Annotated in this window: 20 protein-coding genes; 9 read left to right on the forward strand and 11 right to left on the reverse strand. The window is 65.9% G+C overall.

The features are described from left to right. Positions 1-906: an ABC transporter substrate-binding protein gene (locus LGH83_RS07340; RefSeq protein WP_227401222.1), complete on the reverse strand. Its 906-nt coding sequence runs from the start codon at positions 904-906 to the stop codon at positions 1-3. A 215-nt stretch (positions 907-1,121) separates the two neighbouring features. On the opposite strand from LGH83_RS07340, the gene LGH83_RS07345 reads away from it, so the two are divergent. The 3 genes from LGH83_RS07345 (at position 1,122) to LGH83_RS07355 (ending at position 4,372) form a co-directional block, all read left to right on the forward strand. Beyond that, positions 1,122-1,859 (forward strand): GntR family transcriptional regulator, encoded by a 738-nt coding sequence (locus tag LGH83_RS07345; RefSeq protein ID WP_227401223.1) that lies wholly within the window; start codon positions 1,122-1,124, stop codon positions 1,857-1,859. An 81-nt stretch (positions 1,860-1,940) separates the two neighbouring features. Beyond that, positions 1,941-3,485: an amidohydrolase family protein gene (locus tag LGH83_RS07350; RefSeq protein WP_227401765.1), complete on the forward strand. Its 1,545-nt coding sequence runs from the start codon at positions 1,941-1,943 to the stop codon at positions 3,483-3,485. Positions 3,486-3,601: 116 nt separating this feature from the next. Then, a complete protein-coding gene (locus LGH83_RS07355; RefSeq protein ID WP_227401224.1) occupies positions 3,602-4,372 on the forward strand; it encodes an aspartate/glutamate racemase family protein in 771 nt (256 codons plus the stop codon). Between the two features lie 63 nt (positions 4,373-4,435). Here LGH83_RS07355 and LGH83_RS07360 read toward each other — a convergent pair whose 3' ends face one another. The 8 genes from LGH83_RS07360 to LGH83_RS07395 form a co-directional block, all read right to left on the reverse strand. Beyond that, a complete protein-coding gene (locus LGH83_RS07360; protein ID WP_227401225.1) occupies positions 4,436-5,152 on the reverse strand; it encodes an ABC transporter ATP-binding protein in 717 nt (238 codons plus the stop codon). Then, a complete protein-coding gene (locus tag LGH83_RS07365; protein ID WP_227401226.1) occupies positions 5,149-5,937 on the reverse strand; it encodes an ABC transporter ATP-binding protein in 789 nt (262 codons plus the stop codon). The genes LGH83_RS07360 and LGH83_RS07365 overlap by 4 nt, the downstream gene beginning before the upstream one ends. Then, positions 5,934-7,814: an ABC transporter permease gene (locus tag LGH83_RS07370; RefSeq protein ID WP_227401227.1), complete on the reverse strand. Its 1,881-nt coding sequence runs from the start codon at positions 7,812-7,814 to the stop codon at positions 5,934-5,936. The genes LGH83_RS07365 and LGH83_RS07370 overlap by 4 nt, the downstream gene beginning before the upstream one ends. Before the next feature lie 40 nt (positions 7,815-7,854). Then, positions 7,855-9,066, reverse strand: a complete 1,212-nt coding sequence (locus LGH83_RS07375) for an ABC transporter substrate-binding protein (protein ID WP_227401228.1) — start codon at positions 9,064-9,066, stop codon at positions 7,855-7,857. Between the two features lie 83 nt (positions 9,067-9,149). Beyond that, the gene (locus LGH83_RS07380) at positions 9,150-9,734 is read right to left on the reverse strand and encodes an amino acid synthesis family protein (RefSeq protein WP_227401229.1); all 585 of its coding nucleotides are present in this window, start codon (positions 9,732-9,734) and stop codon (positions 9,150-9,152) included. After that, positions 9,731-10,315: an amino acid synthesis family protein gene (locus LGH83_RS07385; RefSeq protein WP_227401230.1), complete on the reverse strand. Its 585-nt coding sequence runs from the start codon at positions 10,313-10,315 to the stop codon at positions 9,731-9,733. Before LGH83_RS07385 ends, LGH83_RS07380 begins: the two co-directional genes overlap by 4 nt. Next, a complete protein-coding gene (locus LGH83_RS07390; protein WP_227401231.1) occupies positions 10,308-11,216 on the reverse strand; it encodes a UPF0280 family protein in 909 nt (302 codons plus the stop codon). The genes LGH83_RS07385 and LGH83_RS07390 overlap by 8 nt, the downstream gene beginning before the upstream one ends. Further along, entirely contained in the window at positions 11,213-12,703 is a 1,491-nt protein-coding gene (locus LGH83_RS07395) for a 6-hydroxynicotinate reductase (RefSeq protein ID WP_413771148.1), read from the reverse strand. The genes LGH83_RS07390 and LGH83_RS07395 overlap by 4 nt, the downstream gene beginning before the upstream one ends. Positions 12,704-13,016: 313 nt before the next feature. Here LGH83_RS07395 and LGH83_RS07400 point away from each other — a divergent pair, with 313 nt between their 5' ends. The 6 genes from LGH83_RS07400 (at position 13,017) to LGH83_RS07425 (ending at position 20,788) form a co-directional block, all read left to right on the forward strand. Beyond that, positions 13,017-13,493 (forward strand): (2Fe-2S)-binding protein, encoded by a 477-nt coding sequence (locus LGH83_RS07400; protein ID WP_413771118.1) that lies wholly within the window; start codon positions 13,017-13,019, stop codon positions 13,491-13,493. Positions 13,494-13,495: 2 nt separating this feature from the next. Beyond that, positions 13,496-17,092: a molybdopterin cofactor-binding domain-containing protein gene (locus LGH83_RS07405; RefSeq protein ID WP_227401233.1), complete on the forward strand. Its 3,597-nt coding sequence runs from the start codon at positions 13,496-13,498 to the stop codon at positions 17,090-17,092. Between the two features lie 81 nt (positions 17,093-17,173). After that, positions 17,174-17,809, forward strand: a complete 636-nt coding sequence (gene pncA / locus LGH83_RS07410; RefSeq protein WP_227401234.1) for a bifunctional nicotinamidase/pyrazinamidase — start codon at positions 17,174-17,176, stop codon at positions 17,807-17,809. Positions 17,810-17,890: 81 nt separating this feature from the next. Beyond that, a complete protein-coding gene (locus tag LGH83_RS07415; RefSeq protein ID WP_227401235.1) occupies positions 17,891-18,172 on the forward strand; it encodes a BrnT family toxin in 282 nt (93 codons plus the stop codon). Beyond that, a complete protein-coding gene (locus tag LGH83_RS07420; protein WP_227401236.1) occupies positions 18,159-18,527 on the forward strand; it encodes a helix-turn-helix domain-containing protein in 369 nt (122 codons plus the stop codon). Before LGH83_RS07415 ends, LGH83_RS07420 begins: the two co-directional genes overlap by 14 nt. 224 nt (positions 18,528-18,751) lie before the next feature. Then, complete coding sequence (locus tag LGH83_RS07425; RefSeq protein WP_227401237.1) at positions 18,752-20,788, forward strand: ATP-dependent helicase; 2,037 nt, start codon at positions 18,752-18,754, stop codon at positions 20,786-20,788. Between the two features lie 43 nt (positions 20,789-20,831). Here the strand turns inward: LGH83_RS07425 and LGH83_RS07430 are convergent, their stop codons facing one another. After that, positions 20,832-21,206, reverse strand: coding sequence for an FKBP-type peptidyl-prolyl cis-trans isomerase (locus tag LGH83_RS07430; protein WP_227401238.1), 375 nt, complete (start codon positions 21,204-21,206; stop codon positions 20,832-20,834). Positions 21,207-21,292: 86 nt separating this feature from the next. Beyond that, positions 21,293-21,934, reverse strand: a complete 642-nt coding sequence (gene bluB, locus LGH83_RS07435; RefSeq protein WP_227401239.1) for a 5,6-dimethylbenzimidazole synthase — start codon at positions 21,932-21,934, stop codon at positions 21,293-21,295. Positions 21,935-21,943: the final 9 nt, after the last annotated feature.

Consider the following 21,943-nt stretch of genomic DNA (forward strand, 5'->3'; position numbering starts at 1 on the left):
CTAGGCGTAGGCTTCCGCCTCGACGGCCCTCGCCAAGCAGCGAAAGTCGACCAGGGTGGAGGGGACGGGATCGGGCGGGAGGCCGGCCAACCGCCGCACGGTGGGCCAGCGATCGAGGAGGGCCGCCTGCTTGCCGCGCAGGTCGACGCAGGGCGGTTGACCGACGAGGCCCGCGCTCAGCTGATCCAACGAAAAGCCGGGAAAGCGATGCGCGACGGCCCGCAACGCGCTGCGCGGATGGTCGCCGATCATCCGCTCGGCCCGCAGCATGGCCCGAATGACGGTGACGATCTGATCCGGAGCCGTGTCGACCACGCTGCGGCGGGCGACCAGGATGGTATCGGGATAGTCGGGGCCCCAGACGTCGGTGCCGTCGCTGAGCAGTGTCGCGCCTCGTCCACGGAGGAGACTGATCCAAGGCTCGATCGTGGTGACGGCCTGGAACTCACCCTGCTCCAGCCCGTCGGCGGCCGCTTGGAGGGAGCGCATCATCCGCACGTGAACCCTACCATCGAGGCCATGATGCGCCAGGACGTCGGCGAGCAGCACCTGCATGGGATCGTCCGCGAAGGTGCCGACCGTTGCGCCGACGAGACCCTTGAGGGTCGCGCCCCGCCGCCCGAGAACCGCCATGCCACGCAGACCGCTGCCGGCGACAGCAACGAGGGGATCATGCGATGTGGCATCTGCCAGAACTTGCGTGAAGCCGGTCGTGCCGATCGCGGCGGTGCCGTCTCGCAATCGACCCGCTGTCGACCCGAAGCCGTCGAGCGGAGCAGCAAAGACGTCAAGGCCAAGAGGGGCGAACAGCTCCGCGTCGAGCGCCAGGAACAATGGCAAATTCGACAAAGCCCCACCGTGGGTGAGGGTCAGCGGTTGCGTCATGGTGGCGGCGGTTGAATGCACGATCGGTCGATGCTTTCGAAGGTTCGCCGTTCATTTCGCAAGTCACGTGCCACCTCCGGCGAAACCTGGCCGACATCCTTGTTTGTGGCTGGACAAGGAGCATTCGGCTCTGGCAGCAAGACACCCCAGACATTGTTCGCCAGGCAGCTGTGAAATCGTGCACAAAATTAAAGTCATATTGTTAGCAATTTCGGCAATTCGATTACGGAGGGGGCATGATGTCGGCGGCAAGTAGCCTCGGCGACCGGCCTGCGGCGGCAGCCAAACGCGATATTTTCGCATCCATTCGAGAAGCCATCGTGTCTCGGAAACTGGCGCCCGGCACGAAGCTCACAGAAGACGTGATCGCAGACACGTTCGGCTGCGGACGCGGCCCCGTGCGCTGGGCGCTGGATCGACTGCAGGACGAGGGATTGGTGACGCTCGTTCCGAACCGGGGCGCCTTTGTGGCGGAACCGCCGCTGGATGAAGCCAAGCACCTGTTCGGCGCCCGCCGCCTTCTCGAAGGCGGGATCGTGCGATGTCTTTGCGGGGTGACAAGTGCCAACGATCTCAGGCCATTAATCGAATGCGTCGATGCGGAAGATCAAGCCCATGCGATTGGCGACGAGAGAGAGGCCCTGCGTCTCTCCGGCGACTTCCACCTTCGCATGGCCGCGATGACCGGCAATCCGATCGTCGAGACCATGCTGCGGGAACTCGTCTCCCGCACGATTCTGGCGATCAGCACCCACCAGCGGGCCGATACCTCGGGGTGTAGGAACGACGAGCACCGGCGCCTGCTTGCGTTGATGGCCGCCGGCGATATCGAGGGTGCGGTGCAAGAGATGGAACAGCATCTCGTCGCTCTCGAACAGGGCTTGGATATGACCAAGCCCAACACCAGCGCCCCGAAACTTCGGGACGTTCTGCGGGGCAGTCTGGCGAGGATCAAAGCCGCGCCCCTTGGCTGAGCCACCATCGGGTGCGGTATGGCGCTTGCTATGACCTGCTGATCGTCGGGCCGGAAAGGCCGGAAGCCAGAAGGAAGCATGATGTCGGAAGGTTTGTTGATCGGCGGCTGGATCGTAACCGGCGTCGAGAGCCGTGAGCGAGCGACCATCTGGCGGGATGCCGCCCTGGCCTATCGGGACGGAAAGGTTGTGGACGTCGGCCCGATCGCAGAGATGCGCGCCAAATATCCGGATGCGCCGACTTATGGCTCCCCCGACCACGCCATTCTGCCCGGCTTCGTCAACAGTCATCATCATGTCGGGCTGACGCCGCTGCAACTTGGTTCGCCCGATTATGCACTGGAACTCTGGTTCGCCAGTCGCATCTCCGGCCGGGCCGTGGACCTTTACCTCGACACGCTCTACTCGGCATTCGAGATGATCGCCTCCGGCATCACGACCGTGCAGCATATCCACGGCTGGATTCCGGGCCCGCTCTCGCACATCCACGGCTGTTCGACCAAGGTCCTCGACGCCTATCGCACCATCGGCATGAGGGCCTCCTATTGCTTCGCGGTCCGCGAGCAGAACCGGCTCGTCTACGAGGCGGACGAGGATTTTCTGCAGCGGCTTCCGACCGAAACGGCCGCCTTGCTGGCTCCGCATCTCGCCAAGCAACGGCTTCCCTTCAATGATTATCTCAAGCTGTTCGACATGCTGAACGGCGAGAATGCGGGGCAGAACCTCACCCGCATCCAGCTCGCTCCCGCAAACCTTCATTGGTGCACGGACGAGGGGCTGCAAGCGCTCAAGCAAAAAGCCGATACGGCCCATGTGCCGATGCACATGCATTTGCTGGAGACGGTCTACCAGAAGGAATATGCCCGCCGCCGCACCGGCACCACCGCGGTGAAGCACCTCGACAAGCTTGGTCTTCTGGGACCAGGCCTGACGCTCGGCCATGGCGTGTGGCTGACCGAAGACGATATCGAGATCGCGGCCGCGACTGGTACCTGCATCTGCCACAATTGCAGCTCCAACCTGCGTCTTCGCAGCGGGGTCGCACCGGTCAACGTTTTCGAGGCGAAGGGCGTCACGGTCGGGATGGGTCTCGATGAGGCCGGCATCAACGAAGATCGCGACATGCTGCAGGAGATGCGGTTGGCGCTGCGGGTTCACCGCGTTCCCGGCATGCGGGAGGACGACGTGCCCTCTTGCCCGCAGATCCTCAAAATGGCGACCGAGCATGGCGCGATGACCACGGCGTTCGGCGCGAGCATCGGAAAACTTGAGCCAGGCCGCTTCGCCGATGCGGTGCTGATCAACGTCAAGAAGGCGTTTTATCCCTATCAGGATGACGATATCCCGATGCTTGACGCGCTGATCCAGCGGGCCAAGACCGATGCTGTGGATGCCGTCTTCGTGAACGGCGAGATGATCTACGAGCACGGCCGCTTCACGCATATCGACCGCGACAAGGTTCTGGCCGAGATCGCCGAAGCCATGTCACGGCCGCGCACCGAAGCTGAAATGACCAGCCGTGAACTACGGCGGCAAGTGTTCCCGCATGTCGAGGCGTTCTACCGCGACTATCTCACCGACATGCCGGAGCGGCAGCCCTTCTACGCGCCGTCGTCGCGGACTTAACTCGGGGCGCCACATCGCGTCCGATGCTGCCTCAGCTTACTCGTCGTCGCGGCCATCCCGCGGCGACGAAGGGCTATGCGGATCGCTTCACTTATCGTCACTCGTCGGAATGTTGCATGCCGCGCCTCGGGATTCTGGTTCCCTCCTCCAATACCGCGCTCGAGCCGCTCGTGGCGCGCATGCTGAGTGACGTGCCCGACGTCACGGCGCATTTCAGCCGGTTTCCCGTCACCCGGATCGACCTGTCCGAGGGCGGTCTCGCGCAATTCGATCCCACGCCCATCATCCTGGCCGCTCGCTTATTGGCGGATGCCGATGTCGACGTAATCTGCTGGAATGGCACCTCGGCCGGTTGGTGTGGCTTCGACACCGACCATTCGCTCTGCGCGGAGATCGAGGCTGCGACCTCCATCCCCTGCGTCACATCGGTCCTCGCCCTCAACGACGCCCTGCACACGATCGGGGCCAGGCGCTTCGGACTGGTGTCGCCCTACACCACCGACGTCCAAAGCAGGATCGTGGCCAATTACGCGTCCGCCGGTCTTCATTGCGTTGCCGAACGGCATCTCGGCATCTCGCGCAACGCCGATTTCGCCGACGTGCCGCCTGCGACCCTGGACGCGATGTGCCGTGAGGCAGCGGCGACGCGCCCGGACGCCCTGATGATCTTCTGCACCAATCTCAAAGCCGCCGATCGCGTCGCGACGCTCGAAGCCGAACTCGGCCTTCCGATCTACGACACCATCGCGACCGGGATTTGGAAAGCGCTCGCCTCGATCGGCGCGACACCCGAGCGGATCACCGGCTGGGGGTCTCTGTTCGGCCTTCCCACAGGGGCGAGAGCGGCGCAGGCTGACTCGCAGCCGAGCGGCCATGGCGCTCGCTGAGCGGCAGCGTCAGCGCCGATCGCACCATCCGAACCGACTTACGCCGACCATGTCGTCGCCCTATCACATCGCGAGATAAGCCTCGGAGGTCTTCGGATTGCTGTCGATCTCGGCGATGGTGCCTTCGAGCATGACCTGCCCCCGCTCGATGATGATGGCGCGATCCGAGATGAGCCGGGCGAAGTGCAGGTTCTGTTCCGACAGAAGAATGCTCAATCCCTCGCGTTTCAGCTGCAGGATGGCGCGCGCCATATCCTCGACGATCTTCGGCGCGAGTCCTTCGGAAGGTTCGTCCAAAAGAACGAGGCTCGGGTTGCCCATCAGGGAGCGGGCGATCGTCAACATCTGCTGCTCGCCCCCGCTCATCGCGCCACCCGGGCGGTTTTTCATCGCGCCGAGGTTGGGAAACAGCGTGTAAAGCCGATCCGGCGTCCAGACCGGCACCCCGGCGCGCGGCTTCTGCCGCCCGACCGCCAGATTTTCCTCGACGGTCAGATCGGAGAAGATCCGGCGATCCTCCGGCACGAAGGCCAAGCCATGCCGAACCACCTCGTAGGTCGGCCGCGCCGACAGATCATGCCCCTCGAAGATCACGCGCCCGGCGCGACGCTCGAGCAGACCCGCGATGGCCCGGAACGTCGTGGATTTCCCGGCGCCGTTGCGGCCCAGCAGGGCCACGACTTCGCCTTGCCCGACCTGCAAGGCGATGTCGAAGAGAATTTGGGCCTGGCCATACCAACCGCGCAGGCCAGAGACGTCGAGTTTGGGAGCCGGGTTCATGTCGTGGCCTCTTGCCCGCCTTGCGGCGCATAGACGAGGCCATCGCCGAGATAGGTGGCGCGCACCCGCTCGTCGCGGCGCACCACGTCCGGCGTGCCGACCGCGATGAGTTCGCCCCGGTTCAGCACCATCACCCGGTCGGCATGTTCGAAGACGATGTCCATGTCGTGCTCGGTGAACAGCACACCGATAGACCGTCGGCGCGCGAGATCGGCCGTGAAGCGCATGAGGGCGATCCGCTCGCTCGGCGCCATGCCGGCGGTCGGCTCATCCATCAACAGCAGCTTGGGATCGTTGGTGAGTGCGACCGCGAGTTCCAGGCGCTTCAGATCGCCATAGGCAAGCGCACGACAGACCCGCTCTCCCTGTTGCCGCAAGCCGACGAGGTCGAGCAGTGAATCCGCCTCCTCGCGTTGCGCGTTGCCGGCCGTGCCGATCATCCGACGGATCCGACCCGCATGGGCCAGGAGAGCCGTCTGCACGTTCTCGCGCACCGTCATCGATCCGAATGTCGCCGTGATCTGGAACGTGCGGCCGACGCCCCGCCGCCACATGCCAGCGGGTGACAAGCCCGTCACGGCTTGCCCGTCGAGAAGGATGGTGCCGCCATCCGGTTTGATCTGCCCGTTCAGCATGTTGAAACAGGTCGATTTGCCGGCGCCGTTTGGGCCGATCAGCGCCAAGATCTCGCCGCGCATCAACCGGAACGATACGCCTCGAACGGCTTGCACGCCGCCATAGCGTTTGGCCAGCGCCGTGACCTCGAGAAGCACAGCCTCGCTCATTCGGCGGTCTCCACGCGCGGTTGCGGCTGCGGGGCGGTGGACCGACCGAAGGGCGAGCGCAGCTTACTCACAAAGCCGACGAGTCCGCTCGGGAACGCCAGCACGAGACCGACGATCACGGCGCCGAGGATCAGCTTCGAATAATCCGTCTGGCTGACCAGCCAGATCGAGAGGGCCTTGTAGACGCCCGCGCCGACGACGCTGCCCGACACCGTGCCGACGCCGCCGAGCAGCACCATGACAAGACCATCGACCGAGGTCGGGATACCGAGCGCGTCAGGGAAGACGCTGCCTTTCAGGAACGCGAATTCCGCGCCCGCCAGCCCCGCGACACCGCCGGCCACCACGAAAGCAATCCATTGCGTCCAATAGCGGCCGATCCCGATTGCCTCGGAGCGCAGCACGCTGTCGCGCACCGCCCGCAGCCCGTATCCGAAGGGCGCGAACACAAGCGTCCGAAGCGCCGCGACGCCGAGAACGGCGCAGCCGAGCGCGAACCAGAAGAAGCCGCGCGGCGATGACGCCCAAGCGGCGGGCCAGACGCCGAGCAGCCCATTGTCGCCGCCGGTGACGGCGCTCCATTGGAACGCGATTGACCAGGCGATCTGCGCGAACGCCAACGTCAGCATCGCGAAATAGACACCGGACAGCCGCACGCAGAACAGACCGAACAACGCCGCCCCCGCGATCCCGAACGCGACACCACAGCCAAGCGCCGGGATCATCGACAAGCCGAGCGCCTTGGTGGCAAGCGCCGCGCCATAGGCCCCGAGCCCAAAATAGGCCGCATGACCGAAGGACGCGAGGCCAGCGGTCGACATCAGCAATTGCAGGCTGGCCGCGAACAGAGCCATGATAAGGATCTCGGCCCCGACCGTGAGCCAATAATCCCCAGCCACCAGCGGCAGCGCCGCCAGCACCACCACGACACCGGCAACCGCGATCCGGCCGCGCGACGACATCGGCGCCCACGGACGCGCCGCCAGCACGGCGGCACTTCGCGACAGCGCCTCGCGACGACCGAACAGCCCATAGGGCCGGATCACCAGAACGGCGGCCATCACCAGAAACGCGAGAACGATCGACACGGTCGGGAAGGCCAGGATCCCAAAGGCATTGAGTTCGGCCACGATGACCGAGGCGACGAACGCCCCGCCGACACTGCCGAGACCGCCGATCACCACGACCACGAAGGCTTCGACGATGACCTGCAGATCCATGGCATGGTTGACGGCGTCGCGCGGGATCTGCAGCGCGCCGCCGAGTCCGGCCAGGAAAACGCCCAGAGCAAAGACGGCCGTGAACAGCCACTTCTGATTGACGCCGAGCGCCGCCACCATCTCCCGATCCTGCGTGGCGGCCCGAAGCAAGATGCCGAACCGCGTTCGATGCAACACCAACCAGAGGGCGCCAAGCACCAGCGGCCCCATCGCGATCAAAAACAGATCGTAGGCCGGGATCTGCTGGCCGAGCATCGAGACCGCGCCGCGCAGACCGGGCGCGCGCGGGCCGACGAGATCTTCCGGCCCCCAGATCAGCACGACGGCATCCTCAGCCATCAGGGTCAGGCCGAAGGTCGCGAGCAACTGGAAAAGATCCGGTGCATGATAAATGCGGCGCAGAATCAGCATCTCGATCGCGGCCCCGACCGCCGCCACGACCAGCGCGGCCAGCACCAGTGAGCCCCAGAAGCCGAACGGACCCGAAAAGCTTTCGGTCAGCGTGTAGGCCACATAGGCCCCGAGCATCGCGAAAGCCCCATGGGCGAAATTCACGATCCGGGTGACCCCGAAGATGATCGAGAGCCCCGACGCGACCAGAAACAGCGACGAGGCCGCCGCGAGGCCGGTGAGGAATTGGGCAAGATAGAAGTCCAAGACGCTCACCTTTTTTCGAGATCGACGCGCGTGTCGCGTCTCACATCTGCGGACGGAGCGTCTTCACCATGTCGTCGCTCGGCAGCACGGAGGCGCCGTCGTGATAGACGAAATCCTTCATGACGCCGGCGCCGTCCTTCACGGTGGTAGTGCCGACGAACGCGCCGAGCGTCGATTGATGATCGATCGCGCGCAGACTGGCTTTGCCGAAGGGGGAGTCGAACGTCAGCCCCTCGGCCGCTTTCACCAAAGCCTCGGTGTCGGTCGAGGGCGCCTTTCGCAAAATGTCGGCAGCCGCCTGGATCAGCGTGTAGCCCACCACCGATCCGAGACGCGGATGATCATGATATTTGTCGTCATAGGCTTTCAGGAAGGCGTCATGCTCGGGGGTGTGGATGCCGTACCAGGGATATCCGGTAACGATCCACCCCTCGGGCGCTTCATCCTTCAAGGCATCGAGATATTCCGGCTCGCCGGTCAGGAAACTGACGACCGAGCGATCCTTGAACAAGCCGCGCGTATTGCCTTCGCGGACCAGCTTGACGAGATCGGGGCCGAATTCGACGTTGAGGATCGCGTCGGGCTTGGTGGCCGCGATGGCCTGAACCACAGGACCGGCGTCGATCTTGCCTTGCGGCGGCCATTGCTCGCCGACCCACTCGATATCGGGCCGTTTGGCCGATAGCAGTTGCTTGAACACCTTGACGGCCGACTGGCCATATTCATAGTTCGGCGCAATCGTGGCCCAGCGCTTCGCCGGAAGTTTAGCGGCTTCGTCCGCCAGCATCGCGGCCTGCATGTAGTTGGAAGGCCGCAACCGAAACGTGTAACGGTTGCCCGCCGACCAGACCATCGCGTCCGTCAGCGGCTCGCCGGCCAAGTAAAGCACCTTCTTCTGCTTGGCGAAATCGGCGAGCGCGAGGCCGACATTCGAGAAGAACCCGCCGGTCAGCATCACGACATCCTCGCGCGACACCAGTTCATTGGCGGCCGTCACGGCATCGGCCGGTTTACCGGCGTCGTCCTTCGACACGACCACGAGCGTCTTGCCGTTGATGCCTCCATGGGCGTTGATCTCCTCGACCGCGAGTTGCCAGCCCTTGCGATAAGGTTCGGTGAAGGCGGGCAGCGCCGAATAGGAGTTGATCTCCCCGATCTTGACCTCGCCATCGGCCGCGAGCACAGGCGCGGCCCCCGCCACAAGGGAGAGAACGGCGGGCAGGAACGCTGAAACGAGAAGGCGTCGTGTCATGAAACGTCTCTTTCTCTGCAAGGGCGGCCGGCGGCCGTCCGATCCGTCATGCGCGCCATCGAGCGAGCGGCGCGACCTGCGTTCTATCGTAGTCCGTCCTGGCCCTTGATGTCCGCAATCGCGAGCCCGCCGACCCGCGGCAAAGGACGCCCGCTGTCGGTGATCGCGATCGCGACGAGGATTTCGTTGGCGCGGGGCGCATCGTTGACCCGCACCTCCATGCCGTCGAAGTGGCTGCGGACGAAGGCCGCATCCTTGTGGCCGAGCGGGATATCGAGAACCGCGCCGGGGCCGCCGCGCTTCTTGGAGGATGGAATCAGCGCCGCGCCACCGCCCAGCGCCGCGCGAACCGGCGTTCCCATCTTGGGATGCAGGATCGCGGCTGCATGTTCGAGTTCGCCGTTCTCGCCGACCAGTGCCGCCTTGCCATAGCTCTGCACGCGATCGCCCGTGATGCCGAGAGCCGCCACGGCTCGCTCGGTCAGGAGGCCGCCGAGTTCTTCACCAATGGCGACGAGGTCGGCCAGATCCTCGACATAGAGGCCGGCGAAGGGGTTCTCGATCACGGCCACGGCCGCGGCCCGGCGCGTCGGCGGATCGACCGGACGACCCATCTCGCTCCGGACTTCCTCGACAAAGGTCACGATCTTGCGGATGCTCGCACTCATCGCAGTCCATCCTCGCCCTTGATGGCGCCAGCCGCCAGACCACCGACGCGGGCATGAACGCGCGCCCCGGTCGTCATCACCAGCACCAGAACGATCTCGTCGGCGCGGGGGCCGTCCGGAATGCCGACCTCCATCGCGTCGAAGTGACTGCGAACGTAGGACGCATTGATGTGGGTGATCGGCACGTCGAGCCGGGTGCCAGGGCCGCCCACCTTCTTGCTCGAGGGCACGATGGCTTTCGCGTCGCCGAGGACCGCGCGCATGGCATACCCCCCAGGCACATGCCAGAGCGCGCCATGCTCGAGTTCGCCCGCCTGGCCGACGATCGCGCCTTTGCCATAGCCCGCGATCAGCGCCGGATCGCCGCCGAGCGCGGCGAGAAGATCGCTCGCCATGGCGACGCCGAGCGGTTGCAGATCCTCCATGAAGCCCGCGATCTCTTCGACATAGCGGCCCGCGAAGGGGTTGCGGATCGCGGTCAGGATGGCGCCGCGCCGCAGGGGCGTGGCCGCGACCGGGCCGCCTTCGTGGTAGATCTCCTCGACGCAGACGAGGCGCTTGCGAATCGTGACCTCAGGCATAGGCATGTTCTCTGAAAAGCGATGGGGTGGTCTGCGTCGGCTTGGCGCCGAGACTCGGAACAGCGCCGATGACGCGCGTCACACCCTGGAGATGTAACGACGCGCCATGGACCAGCCCGCGTCTCTCGAGATCGCGCGCGCAAGCGGCGCCGCCCGCGAGGGCTCGATCGATCTCGGCCCGGGTGAGCGGCCCGACCTCCCGCGTCACCAGACGGGAACCAAGGTCGTTGTCGGGCTGGATCGAGGCAGCCGGTGCGCGCCGAACGGCCGGATGGGCAGGGAGGTCGATCGCATTGGCGATCATGGTGGCGGCCGCATCGGCCTCGGCAGCGGTCGCGGCCAGCACCGTCACGGCATCGGCGATCCCGCGCGAAAAGCTACGACCGCGCCATCCGCTCGTCGCGAGCCCGCGCATTGGATCGGCCGCCGTGATCCTGACGTCGCCGAAGAGGCTCGGCCGATCGGGCCGGTCGACCATGCCGATCGTGAACGCCGCTTCGGGGCCGAGCAGCAGCGCGATATCGCCGCCATTGTTGACATAGGCCCGCTCGAGCGTCGCCGCCGCACCCATGCTGGAGAGGACCGCATCCGCGACCGCGCCCGCCACAGCCGCCATCGGCGTGATGAAATCGGACGGCGCGAAGGGCGCGACGGCCGCCTGCATGGCGCGCGCCACTTGGCCTTGCATCGGCTTGTCGCCAGCACGGCTCCTTGCCCGAAGGGCCGGAAGCTCCACGCAAAGCTCGTCGAGGATGGTGACAAAACGGTCCGCGGCGGCGCGATAGGCTGCACGCACCGCCTCGTGCGCGCCGAATGCCCCGATCACGAGATCGATCGGCCCATCCTGCAGATGCAGGCGATGCCCATCCGGCAAAAAGCGAATCTGCGGCGGCGCCCTCACCGATGCGGCCCGCGCGCTGCGTCCGGCATCAGCGGCCAGGGGTTCTCGGCCCGATGCGGCACGCGTGTCCGATGGGCCGCCGGCCCCCGAAACTCGGACAGCGGGCGCACGTGATCCATGTGGCCGCCGAGTTTTTCGTAATCAGACAGCCGCAGCGTGAATTCGACCGGAGCCACCAGCGCCGGGGTCGGCACGTAGCCGAAGCCGTTGGCCGGCACCTTCGACACATCCACCATGAAGGTGATGCCGCCGCCCGGCCAGACATAGGTCGGCGCGCCGCCACAGGTCACGACCGTCAGCGCGTCCTTGACCGACCGGGTGAGCCGCACGGGATTTTCGGTGACGCCCGCCCGCAGCGAGCCGCCTGCCCCGCCCATGAACAGCACGGTCGACAGAGCCGGTTCGCAATTCTCCTGGATCAAGGCGACCGAGCGCGCGAGATCGTCGGGCATCGCCTGCTCCACAGGGCGCAACGCCTCGTCGAGCACGTAATAGGAAGCGTGTTCGCCCGTGGTCGACACCATCAGCATGGTGAGGCCCGGTCGCGCCTTGCGCGGATCGAAAGAGCCGAGGATCTGCAGCGGATCAGCGATGTTGGTGCCGCCCCAGCCGGTGCCGGGGTCCGCAACCTGGAAATAGCGACCCGGGGTCGAACGGCGACCCTTCATCTTGATGCCGCTATCGGCGATACCCAGCAGCTTACCGGCCTGATGCTCCGACAGGACACCGGTGATGTGGTCGTCCACCACCACCACCTCGTCGACCTTGCCGAACCATTGTTTGGCGAACATGCCGATCGTGGCGGAGCCGCAGCCGACCCGCATCCGCTCTTCCACCTGACCGTTGACGAGCGGCGGCTTGCCGGCCTGCACCAGCACGGTCGCGCCCTCGTCCACCGTGAGTTCGACCGCAGCGCCGTTGCACAAAGCCAGCAGCGCGTCGCAGGTGGCCCGGCCCTCTCGTTTGGTGCCGCCGGTGAGATGGTGGACGCCGCCGAGCGACAGCATCTGCGACCCATATTCCCCCGTCGTCACATGGCCGACAGGCTCGCCGTCGGCGCGCACCAGGGCCCGCTCCGGCCCGAGATGCCGGTCAGTGTCGATCTTAACCTTAACGCCGCAATAGGAAAAAATACCCTCGGTCACGACCGTGACCATGTCGACGCCCTCGACCTCTGAGGCGACGATGAAGGGCGCGGGCTTGTAATCCGGATAGGTCGTTCCGGCCCCGATCGCGGTTATGAAGGTTGCCGGTTCGCGCAGGATGCTGCCGTCCCAATCCAACGCACCGGCGTTGAACGGCACGACGGCGCCGCCGTCACTCAGCCAATGGTCGAGGACGACATGCGGATCGACGCGAACCAGCACGCCGGCCTCGTTGCCATACCGGTCGCAAGCCCCAAGCGCGCCGGGCTTGATGAAGCACATCACCGGACAGGCATCGCAGCGGATCTTGTCGTCGGCAACGGCGGGTGCGGCGTCTTGCATCGTCATGGCGCATAGCCTCTGGAGGCGAAACTCCCGGCGCTACAGCCTGAAACGGAGGATCGACATCGCGGCAAATTCATTGGTGTACGAACAAGTGTGGTCGCCAGTTTAGACTTATGTCAAGAGGCGCCATAACGGCATCTTGTATGTGCAATTCGACTGAGCAGCACCTGCTGCGGCATTGGGCAAACCATTGAAGTTGAGCCATGATCGAAGACCACGAGGCGCTCGGCCTCGCTCTTGCATGTTCGTACACAAACGATAGCATCGGTTTCTTACACCGGCCGAGGCCGCTCCTTCGATCAGGGCCAGCATGGTTCGCCTCACCGTCAACGGCACCGCTCACGAACTCGACATCGCAGCTCATGTTCCGCTGCTCTACGTGCTTCGCAACGATCTCGAGCTGAACGGCCCGAAATTCGGCTGCGGCCTCGGCGAATGCGGCGCCTGTACGGTGCTGCTCGACGGCGTCGCGGCGCGCGCCTGCATCGTGCCGCTCGGTGTCGCGGCGGGCCGTCGCGTCGTCACGCTCGAGGGGTTAGGGTCGATCGACCACCCCGATCCGGTCCAGCAGGCGTTCATCGACGAACAGGCGGCGCAATGCGGCTATTGCCTGAACGGCATGATCATGACCGCCAAGGCCCTGCTGGATCGCAACCCCGAGCCGGACGAGGCGCAAATCCGCGCCGAACTCCGCTACAACCTTTGTCGTTGCGGCACCCATGTCGAGATCCTGCGCGCCGTGCGCCGCGCCGCCGATCACCTCCGCGCCGCTCGGCAGGGTGGCTGACCATGCAGACCACCGTGGTGCTGACGAAGGCCGACGAACTCGCCCGCCAAGGCGTGCTGTTGGTTCTTCGCGGCCCGCATGTGGCCGGCCCGATCGTCGAAGAGCCGGCCAGCGCCTCACCGCAACCGAAGGGGCATGACCTCGAACTCTTCGTCGTGGTCGACGACGCCGGCAACGTGACGGCCTATAACGGCCACGTCGATCTCGGCACCGGCATCGGCACCGCGCTGGCCCAGATCGTGGCGGATGAATTGGACGTGGCGCTCGATCGCGTCACCATGGTGCTGGGCCACAGCGCGCTCGTGCCAAACCAGGGTGCCACGATCGCGAGCGAGACCATCCAGGTCACCGCGATCCCGTTACGTCAGGCGGCTGCGCAGGCGCGCCATCACCTCGTCGGCCTGGCGGCGGAGCGGCTGGGTGTCCGGCCCGATGACCTCGCGGTCGAGAACGGCATCGTGCGACGCCGGGACGGCGGCAATGCTGCCATCGGCTTCGGCGAACTGCTTCAGGGCCGCCAGATCCGATTGCTGCTGTCGACCGACACGGTCGTGAAGGACGTGGCCGACTATCGCCTCGTCGGACGCAGCACGCCCCGCATCGATATCCCGGCCAAGGCGACCGGCAGCTTTACCTATGTGCATGACGTGCGCGTCCCCGGCATGCTGCATGGACGCGTCGTGCGGCCCCCTTATGCTGGCGTCGACGCGGGACCGTTCGTCGGCACCAGCCTGATCGGGGTGGACGAGAACTCCATCGCCGACATTCCCGGCATCGTCGCCGTGGTGGTGATCGGCGATTTCATCGGCATCGTGGCCGAGCGGGAGGAGAATGCCGTCACGGCGGCGGAGCGGCTGAAAACGCACTGGAAACCCTGGCCCGGACTGCCGGACCTCGAAGCGCCCGAGGCGGCGTTACGCGCCAATCCGTCCAAGCCGCGCGTGTTGCTCGACCGCGGCAACGTCGAAAAAGCGCTTGCCGAGGCTACGACGCGGATGCCGCGAACCTACGTCTGGCCCTATCAGATGCATGCCGCCATTGGGCCATCCTGCTCGGTCGCCGATGTTCGGCCGGACGGCATGACGCTGTGGTCCGGAACGCAAAACCCCCTCATGCTGCGAACCGACCTGTCGCGGCTGCTCGGCCTGCCCGAGACCGCCATCGCGATCATCCGGCACGAGGCGGCGGGCTGCTATGGCCGCAATTGCGCCGACGATGTCGGAGCCGATGCGGCGCTGCTGTCCCGCGCGGTCGGGCGGCCGGTGCGGGTGCAATTGTCGCGCGAGCAAGAGCATGCGTGGGAACCGAAGGGCACCGCGCAGGTCATGGATGTCGATGGCGGCCTGACAGCAGCGGGCGAACCCGCCGCCTATGATTTCGCCACCCGCTATCCTTCCAACGGGTCGCCCACCTTGGCGCTGTTGCTGACCGGCACGATCCCGCCCGTCGCGGCCGTCTTCGAGATGGGCGACCGCACCGCGATCCCGCCCTACCGCTATGATCACGCCCGCGTCACCGTCCACGACATGGCGCCGATCGCCCGCGCCTCCTGGCTCCGGGGCGTCTCGTCGATGCCGAACAGCTTCGCGCATGAGTCCTACATCGACGAACTCGCGACCGAAGCGGGCGTCGACCCGATCGACTATCGGCTTCGCTACCTCGACGATCCGCGCGCCATCGACCTCGTCCGCGCCGTCGCGGCGCGCGGCGACTGGCAGCCCCATAGCGTGCCGCAGACGCTTGCGCCCGAGGGTGACATCTTGCGCGGGCGCGGCTTTGCCTATGCGTGCTACGTGCACGGCAAATTCCCCGGAACGGCCGCCGCCTCCTCGGCCTGGATCGCCGATGTCGCGGTCAACCGCGTGACCGGCGAGGTCGACGTGACCCGCGTCGTGGTCGGGCAGGATTCCGGCCTGATGATCAACCCGGCCGGGGTCGAACACCAGATCCACGGCAACGTTATCCAATCCACGAGCCGCGTGCTGAAGGAGCAGGTGACGTTCGACCATCAGGGCGGCGGCGCGGTGACGAGCCGGGAATGGGGCGCCTACCCGATCATCACCTTTCCCAAACTCCCCGCTATCGACGTGCTGATGGTGCCACGCCCCAACGATCCGCCGCTCGGCGTCGGTGAATCGGCCTCGGTGCCGAGCGCGGCCGCCATCGCAAACGCGATCTTCGATGCGACCGGCGTGCGGTTCCGCGAGCCGCCGTTCACGCCCGAGCGGGTGCGCGCCGTGCTCAATCAGCTGCCGCCGCCGGTCGAAGCGCTGACGGCGGAAACGCCGCGCCGCAACTGGTTTGGCTCGCTGGTGACGGGATGCGTCGCGGCGGCGGGCGTGATCGCCGCGATCTCTGTCGTTCCGTCACCGTGGCGCGGCGCCATCCCGCCCATTCCGCAGCCCGATCCAGCCGTCTATTCGAGCGTCACGATCGAGCATGGCCGCATCGTCGCGGCGCTGGGGGATTGCGCGGTCTGTCACGCTGGTCCCGGCGGCGGCCTCTCGGGTGGCAAGCCCATCGCAACGCCGTTCGGCACGGTCACGGCGACCAACATCACGCCGGATCTGACGACCGGCATTGGTTCATGGTCCTATCCGGCCTTCGAGCGGGCCATGCGGGACGGTGTCAGCCGCGACGGACATTACCTTTACCCGGCGCATCCCTATACGAGCTTCACCAAGGCGAGCGAGGCCGACCTCCAGGCGCTCTACGCCTATGTCATGGCGCAGCCGGCAGTCGCGCATGAACCGCCCACTACGACGCTGCGGTTCCCATTCAACCTGCGCCCCCTGATGGCGGGTTGGAACGCGCTGTTCCTCAAGCCCGGCCCGCTGCAGGCCGAACCAACTCGCTCGGACCAATGGAACCGGGGAAGGTCGCTGGTCGAGGGCCTCGGCCATTGCGGCGCCTGTCACTCGCCCCGCAACGCGCTCGGGGCCGAGCAAGGCGGCGCGCAACATTTGGCGGGCGCGTTCGTCGAGGGATGGGAGGCTCCGTCTCTCACGGCGCTGTCACGCGCGCCGATCCCTTGGACCGAGGATGAGCTGTTCGCCTACCTGTCGACTGGACAATCCCGTCACCACGGCGTCGCGGCTGGCCCGATGGCGGCGGTCGTGTCCGAACTCGGCACTGTCCCGGCCGCCGATCTCCGCGCCATGGCGCATTATCTCGCCTCGTTCCAAACCGCGACACCGACCACCGTCGAAACCGAGGCCCTCGCCGAAACGCTCGCCCAGCGCACCGCCACCGCGCCCCTCACGGCCTCGGCGCTGGGCGGGCGGCTTTACGACGGCGCCTGCGCCATGTGCCACGAGGCGGGTGGGCCGGTGCTGTTCGGCGCCCGGCCAGCCCTCGCGCTCAACACGAACGTGCACAGCGCCTCGCCCGACAATCTCGCCCGCGTGGTGCTGCACGGCATTGCCGAGCCCGCCCATGCCGACCTTGGCGCCATGCCGGGCTTCGCCGGCAGTTTCTCGGACCAGCAGGCCGCCGAGCTGCTGCGCTACATCCGCGCGCGGTTCGCCCCCGACCAGCCGGCCTGGACCGATCTCGAGACCACCATCGCCCGTGTCAGGACCGCCGATGCGCCACATTGAGCCGGTCACCGGCTCTCGCGTCATAGGGGCGGCTACGCTAGCCTCACGGTTCAGATATCCCAACGCAGAAAGACACCGGCCATGATCCCCATCGCCCCGACGGACCATGACGTGCTGATCGTCGTGGACGTGCAGACGGACTTTTTGCCGGGCGGCGCGCTTGCGGTGCCCGACGGCGACGCGGTGATCGCGCCCATCAACGCACTGATCCAGCGTTTCGCGCATGTGGTGCTGACGCAGGATTGGCACACGCCCGGCCATATCTCCTTCGCGTCGAGCCACGCGGGCAAGACACCGTTTGAGATGATCGAGCTCGCCTATGGCGATCAGGTTCTCTGGCCTGACCATTGCGTGCAGGGCACGCGCGGCGCGGCCCTGTCGGACGTGCTGGAGGCGTCCAAGGCCGAGTTGGTGATCCGCAAGGGAATTCATCCCGAGGTCGACAGCTATTCGGCCTTCATGGAAGCCGATCGCAACACCGCGACCGGCCTCGCCGGCTATTTGAAAAGCCGGGGCTTCACCCGCGTCTTCGTCTGCGGCCTCGCGACCGATTATTGCGTCGGCTGGACCGCCATCGACGCCCGCGCGGCGGGCTTCGACAGCCTGGTGATCGAGGATGCCTGCCGCGCCATCGACAGCAACGGGAGCCTCGCCAAAGCCTGGGTTGCCATGGCCGGGGCCGGTGTGCAGCGGATCGTGTCGGAAGGGGTGGTCTGATCGACGCCTATAGATGAAGACGGCGCATTCCTTGATCGTCACGCCATATGCAGATCATACGGCGATGCCGTATAGACCGATATGGATACGCGGTCCGAGTTCGGGTGGGATGATATCAAGGCTGAGGGTAACCTCACCAAACACGGCATCCCGTTCAACGTTGCCATCGGTGTGTTCGCTGATCCTGACCACGTCGTCGTGACCACGGTGCGAGTGCAAGACGGCGAGAGCCGCGAGAAGGCCATCGGCACGATCGCCGGGCGGTTGGTCACGGTGGTGTTCGTCATGCGGAGCGACGTTTGCCGGTTGATATCAGCCCGTCGCGCCAATGCCGGCGAGGAGCGTAGTTTTGGTCAAGGTTAAGCTCGATCACGCGAATAGGCCGACCTTCAGCAGGGAGACGCTGGTTCGGCTCGACGCCATGACGGCAGAGGAGGTCGAGCGGAATGCCGATGATGACATCGACAACCCTCCAATGACCGAGGAGGAGCTTGATGTCGTGCGCTTGGCCCGCCGCGTGCAAAGCATCCGCAAGGCGCGCGGGATGAGCCAATCCGTGTTCGCCCGGAGATATCACTTCTCGGCCGCCCGGTTGAAGGATTGGGAACAGGGGCGTCGACGTCCTGATCCTGCCGCGCTCGCCTATCTCGAAACGATCCGCGTTGAACCGGAGGCCGTCGAACGCGCGCTGTCGCACATGGGGTCATCCGCCGCTTAGGGTCCAAACTCCATCGGCCTGACACATCAACGTTTGGCATGCGTCGATAGCAGCCCGTGCCATCGGCAGGCCGGTTAATCCACGCAAGACGTCCATGTTCGTCGTTTGCCTTAGCTCCACCCTGGTCCAGTGAAGCTCACCCCCACCCAACCCAACCGTTGACAACGCTGCTTTAACGCCGACAAGCGATTCACAGCGGCGGCGCGCTGTGCCATCCAGAGCGCATGCCGGTTTTGGATTCGTCGCAACACGCCGCCGCCACCGCCGATCACGCGGTGCAACTCATTCTCGCCGGACCAGGGTCGGGCAAGACCAGCGCGCTGGTCGGGCGGTTCAAGCACCTCGTCGACACGGGTGTCGACCCCCGGCGCATTCTCGCCGTCACCTTCACCAAGAAGGCGACGGACGAGATGCGGATGCGGATCACCCAGGCGATCGGTCCCGACACCGCGCAGGACCTCCGAGTTTTCACGTTCCATGCGCTGGCGCTGCGCTGCCTGCAGCGCAACCCGCATTACGCTGATCTGCCGGAGCGGTTCGACGTGTGGAGCATGGCGCAGCAACGGGCCGTCTTCGCTATGCGCCGCATGTTCTGGAACGAGGATCAGGACATTCTCGACGTGATCGGCGCCGCGAAAGAGCAATTGCTCGATGCGGCCGCTTTCGAGGCGTCGCTCAAACCGGACGACACGATCGGTAAGGCGGCGGTGCCGTTCTTCAGGATCTACGAAGAGGCGTTGCGGGAAGCGGGCGCGATCGACTTCGCCGATATGGTGCCGCTGCTGCTGAAGGCCGTCGACGCGCATCCAGCCTATGGCCGCTCGATCGCCGGAACGGTCGATCACCTGCTGGTCGACGAATATCAGGACATCAATCCGGGCCAGGACCGACTGATCGGACATTTCGTGCGCGGCGGCGTGCATCTCTGGGCGGTCGGCGACGACGACCAGACGTTGTTCACCTTCCGGGCCGCCGACGTCCGCTATATACTCGGCTTCAAGGGCCGGCACCGGGGCGCCAAGGTCCATGTGCTCGACCGCAACTACCGCTCGATGCCGCCGATCGTCCATGCGGCCAAACGGCTGATCGGCCATAACAAGAATCGGCTCGACAAAGATTATAGCCCGGCCCTGACGGAGCCCGGCGACATCGTGGTGCGGGGCTACTCGACGCCTGATGTCGAGGTCGAGCAGGTCACCAAGGCGATCGCCATGCTGATCGCGGGCGGCATGGCTCCGCAGCAGATCGCGGTTCTGTATCGCGTCGGCAGCGTCGGGCTCGGCTTCCAGACCTCGCTCGAAGCCTTGAAGATCCCGTTCGAGGTGCGTGGGGCGGGCGACCTCTGGCAGGGCGCGACCGCCAAGCTGTTCCTCGGCGCGCTATTCTACCTGCTCGATGCGGACGACCGGCGGGCGCTGGACAAGATGGGGACGGGCAAGCGCAGCGAACTGACCCGACGCAAGCTCGACGGCGTCTCGGCGCGGGCGCGGCGCGACTTCCGGCTCGCCTGCCGCGAGGTTCACGACATTGTCTCGGATGCGATTCCGAAGAAAGCGGCGGAGCGCGAGCGGCGGGAATGGACCGGCGTCAGCGACGCCATCGGGCGGCTTGCGGCGTCATGCTCTTCGCTCGAGGATTTCATCCAGAAGGTCGCAGATCAATCGCGCGCCCTCAAAGCCCCGTCCGAGCGGGCCGTGATCCTCTCGACCGTCCATTCGGCCAAGGGGCTCGAATGGGAGGCGGTGTTCGTCGTCGCGCTGGAAGAGGGCATGATGCCCTCGCTCGGCTCGGAGATCGAGGAAGAGCGGCGCATCGCCTATGTGGCCGTGACGCGGGCCAAACGGCTGCTCGGGTTGACCTATGTGGCGGAACGCGGCGGCACGCCCTCGCGCCGGTCGCGCTTCATTACCGAATTCACTGCCAATACCGCGGTCGAAACCTTGCCCGAGGACAGGACCGCGGATCAGCAGGTGCCGCTCCTGTCCGATCAGGAGCGTGCCGCCGCTGCTGCGGGCAGCGTGACGACAAAAAAGCGGGCCGTGGTGCGGAAGACGCCGGCCGAGCGCAGTGCAGTTCCGACCGATGGGGGCTGGAGCCCGCGCGACGATCTCAAGCTGCAATCGAGCTTCGCCACCGCAGTCAGCCTCGACGATATCTGTTCGGCAGTGCAGAAACCGAGCGAGGCGGTGTTGGGCCGCCTCGTCGCATTGAAGCTCGTTCGATCGAAAACCGCCGCCCTCGCGCGGTGGGCGGCGGCCTAGCGCTTTTGCTTAGCCGACGCTGAGGGTCAGCCGACGCTGAGGCTCAGCCGACGCTGAGGAGTTCCACGTCGAAGATCAGCGTGGCGTTGGGCGGAATGACGCCGCCAGCGCCGCGTGCGCCATAGCCGCGCTCGGGGGCCAAGATCAGGGTGCGCTTGCCGCCGATCTTCATGCCGGCGACGCCGAGGTCCCACCCGGAGATGACCTGCTGGGCGCCGAGCTTAAAGCCGAAGGGGTCGCCGCGATCGCGGGACGAGTCGAATTTCTTGCCGCGCTGGCCTTTGTCGTCGAGCCAGCCGGTATAGTGAACCTTGACGGGCTTGCCGCTGACGGCTTCCTCGCCGGTCCCCACGACCTCGTCGTGATAACGGATCCCGACCGTAAGGGTGCGGTAATCGTCGGGGTTGATATCGGTCATCGGATCATCCTTCCTAAGAGGTCGTGGCAGGCTTTAAAGCGAATTCCACGCGGGCGAAAGCGTTCCGCGTCTCGGACACGATCCTGCTATCGGCTGAGGATCACCGAGGCGGCGGCACGCCGCCGCTCCCACCCCTCGCGCTCCAGCAGAGGCGTGTCGGTTCGCTCCTGGGGATAGCCCATGCAGAAGTAGCCGATGAAGGTCCAGCCCTGCGGAACATCGAGCGCCTGGACCACGGTGGCGGGATCGAGGATCGACACCCATCCTAGCCCGACACCTTCGGCCCGTGCCGCAAGCCATAAGGTGTGGACCGCCATCACGGCCGAATAATCGATCGTGGCCGGCATGGTCATGCGGCCGAGGCCGTGGCCCTGCTCGGTCGTAGGGTCGGCGAAAACCGCGAATTGGCAAGGCGCGTCGTCGAACCCCGCCAGTTTCAACCGCGCATAGAGGCCGCTGCGCTCGCCCGACTGACACGTCAGCGCCTCGGCATTGCAGGTCTCGAAACTCGTCCGCACGGCCTGTCGCCGCAGCGGGCTTTCGACCAGGACGAAGCGCCAGGGCTGACTCAAGCCGACCGAAGGCGCCAGACAGGCGAGGCCGACCAGCCGCTCGAACAAGCCGTCCGGCAAGGGATCGCGTTTGAACAGGCGGACGTCACGGCGCCAGACCAGGAGATCGAGCAGACCGGACCGGACCTCTTCGCCAAAGCCGGCGTCATCATGCATCGTTCATCG

It is taken from the genome of Lichenihabitans sp. PAMC28606 (assembly GCF_020616535.1).
GTDB classification, from domain to species: Bacteria; Pseudomonadota; Alphaproteobacteria; order Rhizobiales; family Beijerinckiaceae; genus Lichenihabitans; species Lichenihabitans psoromatis.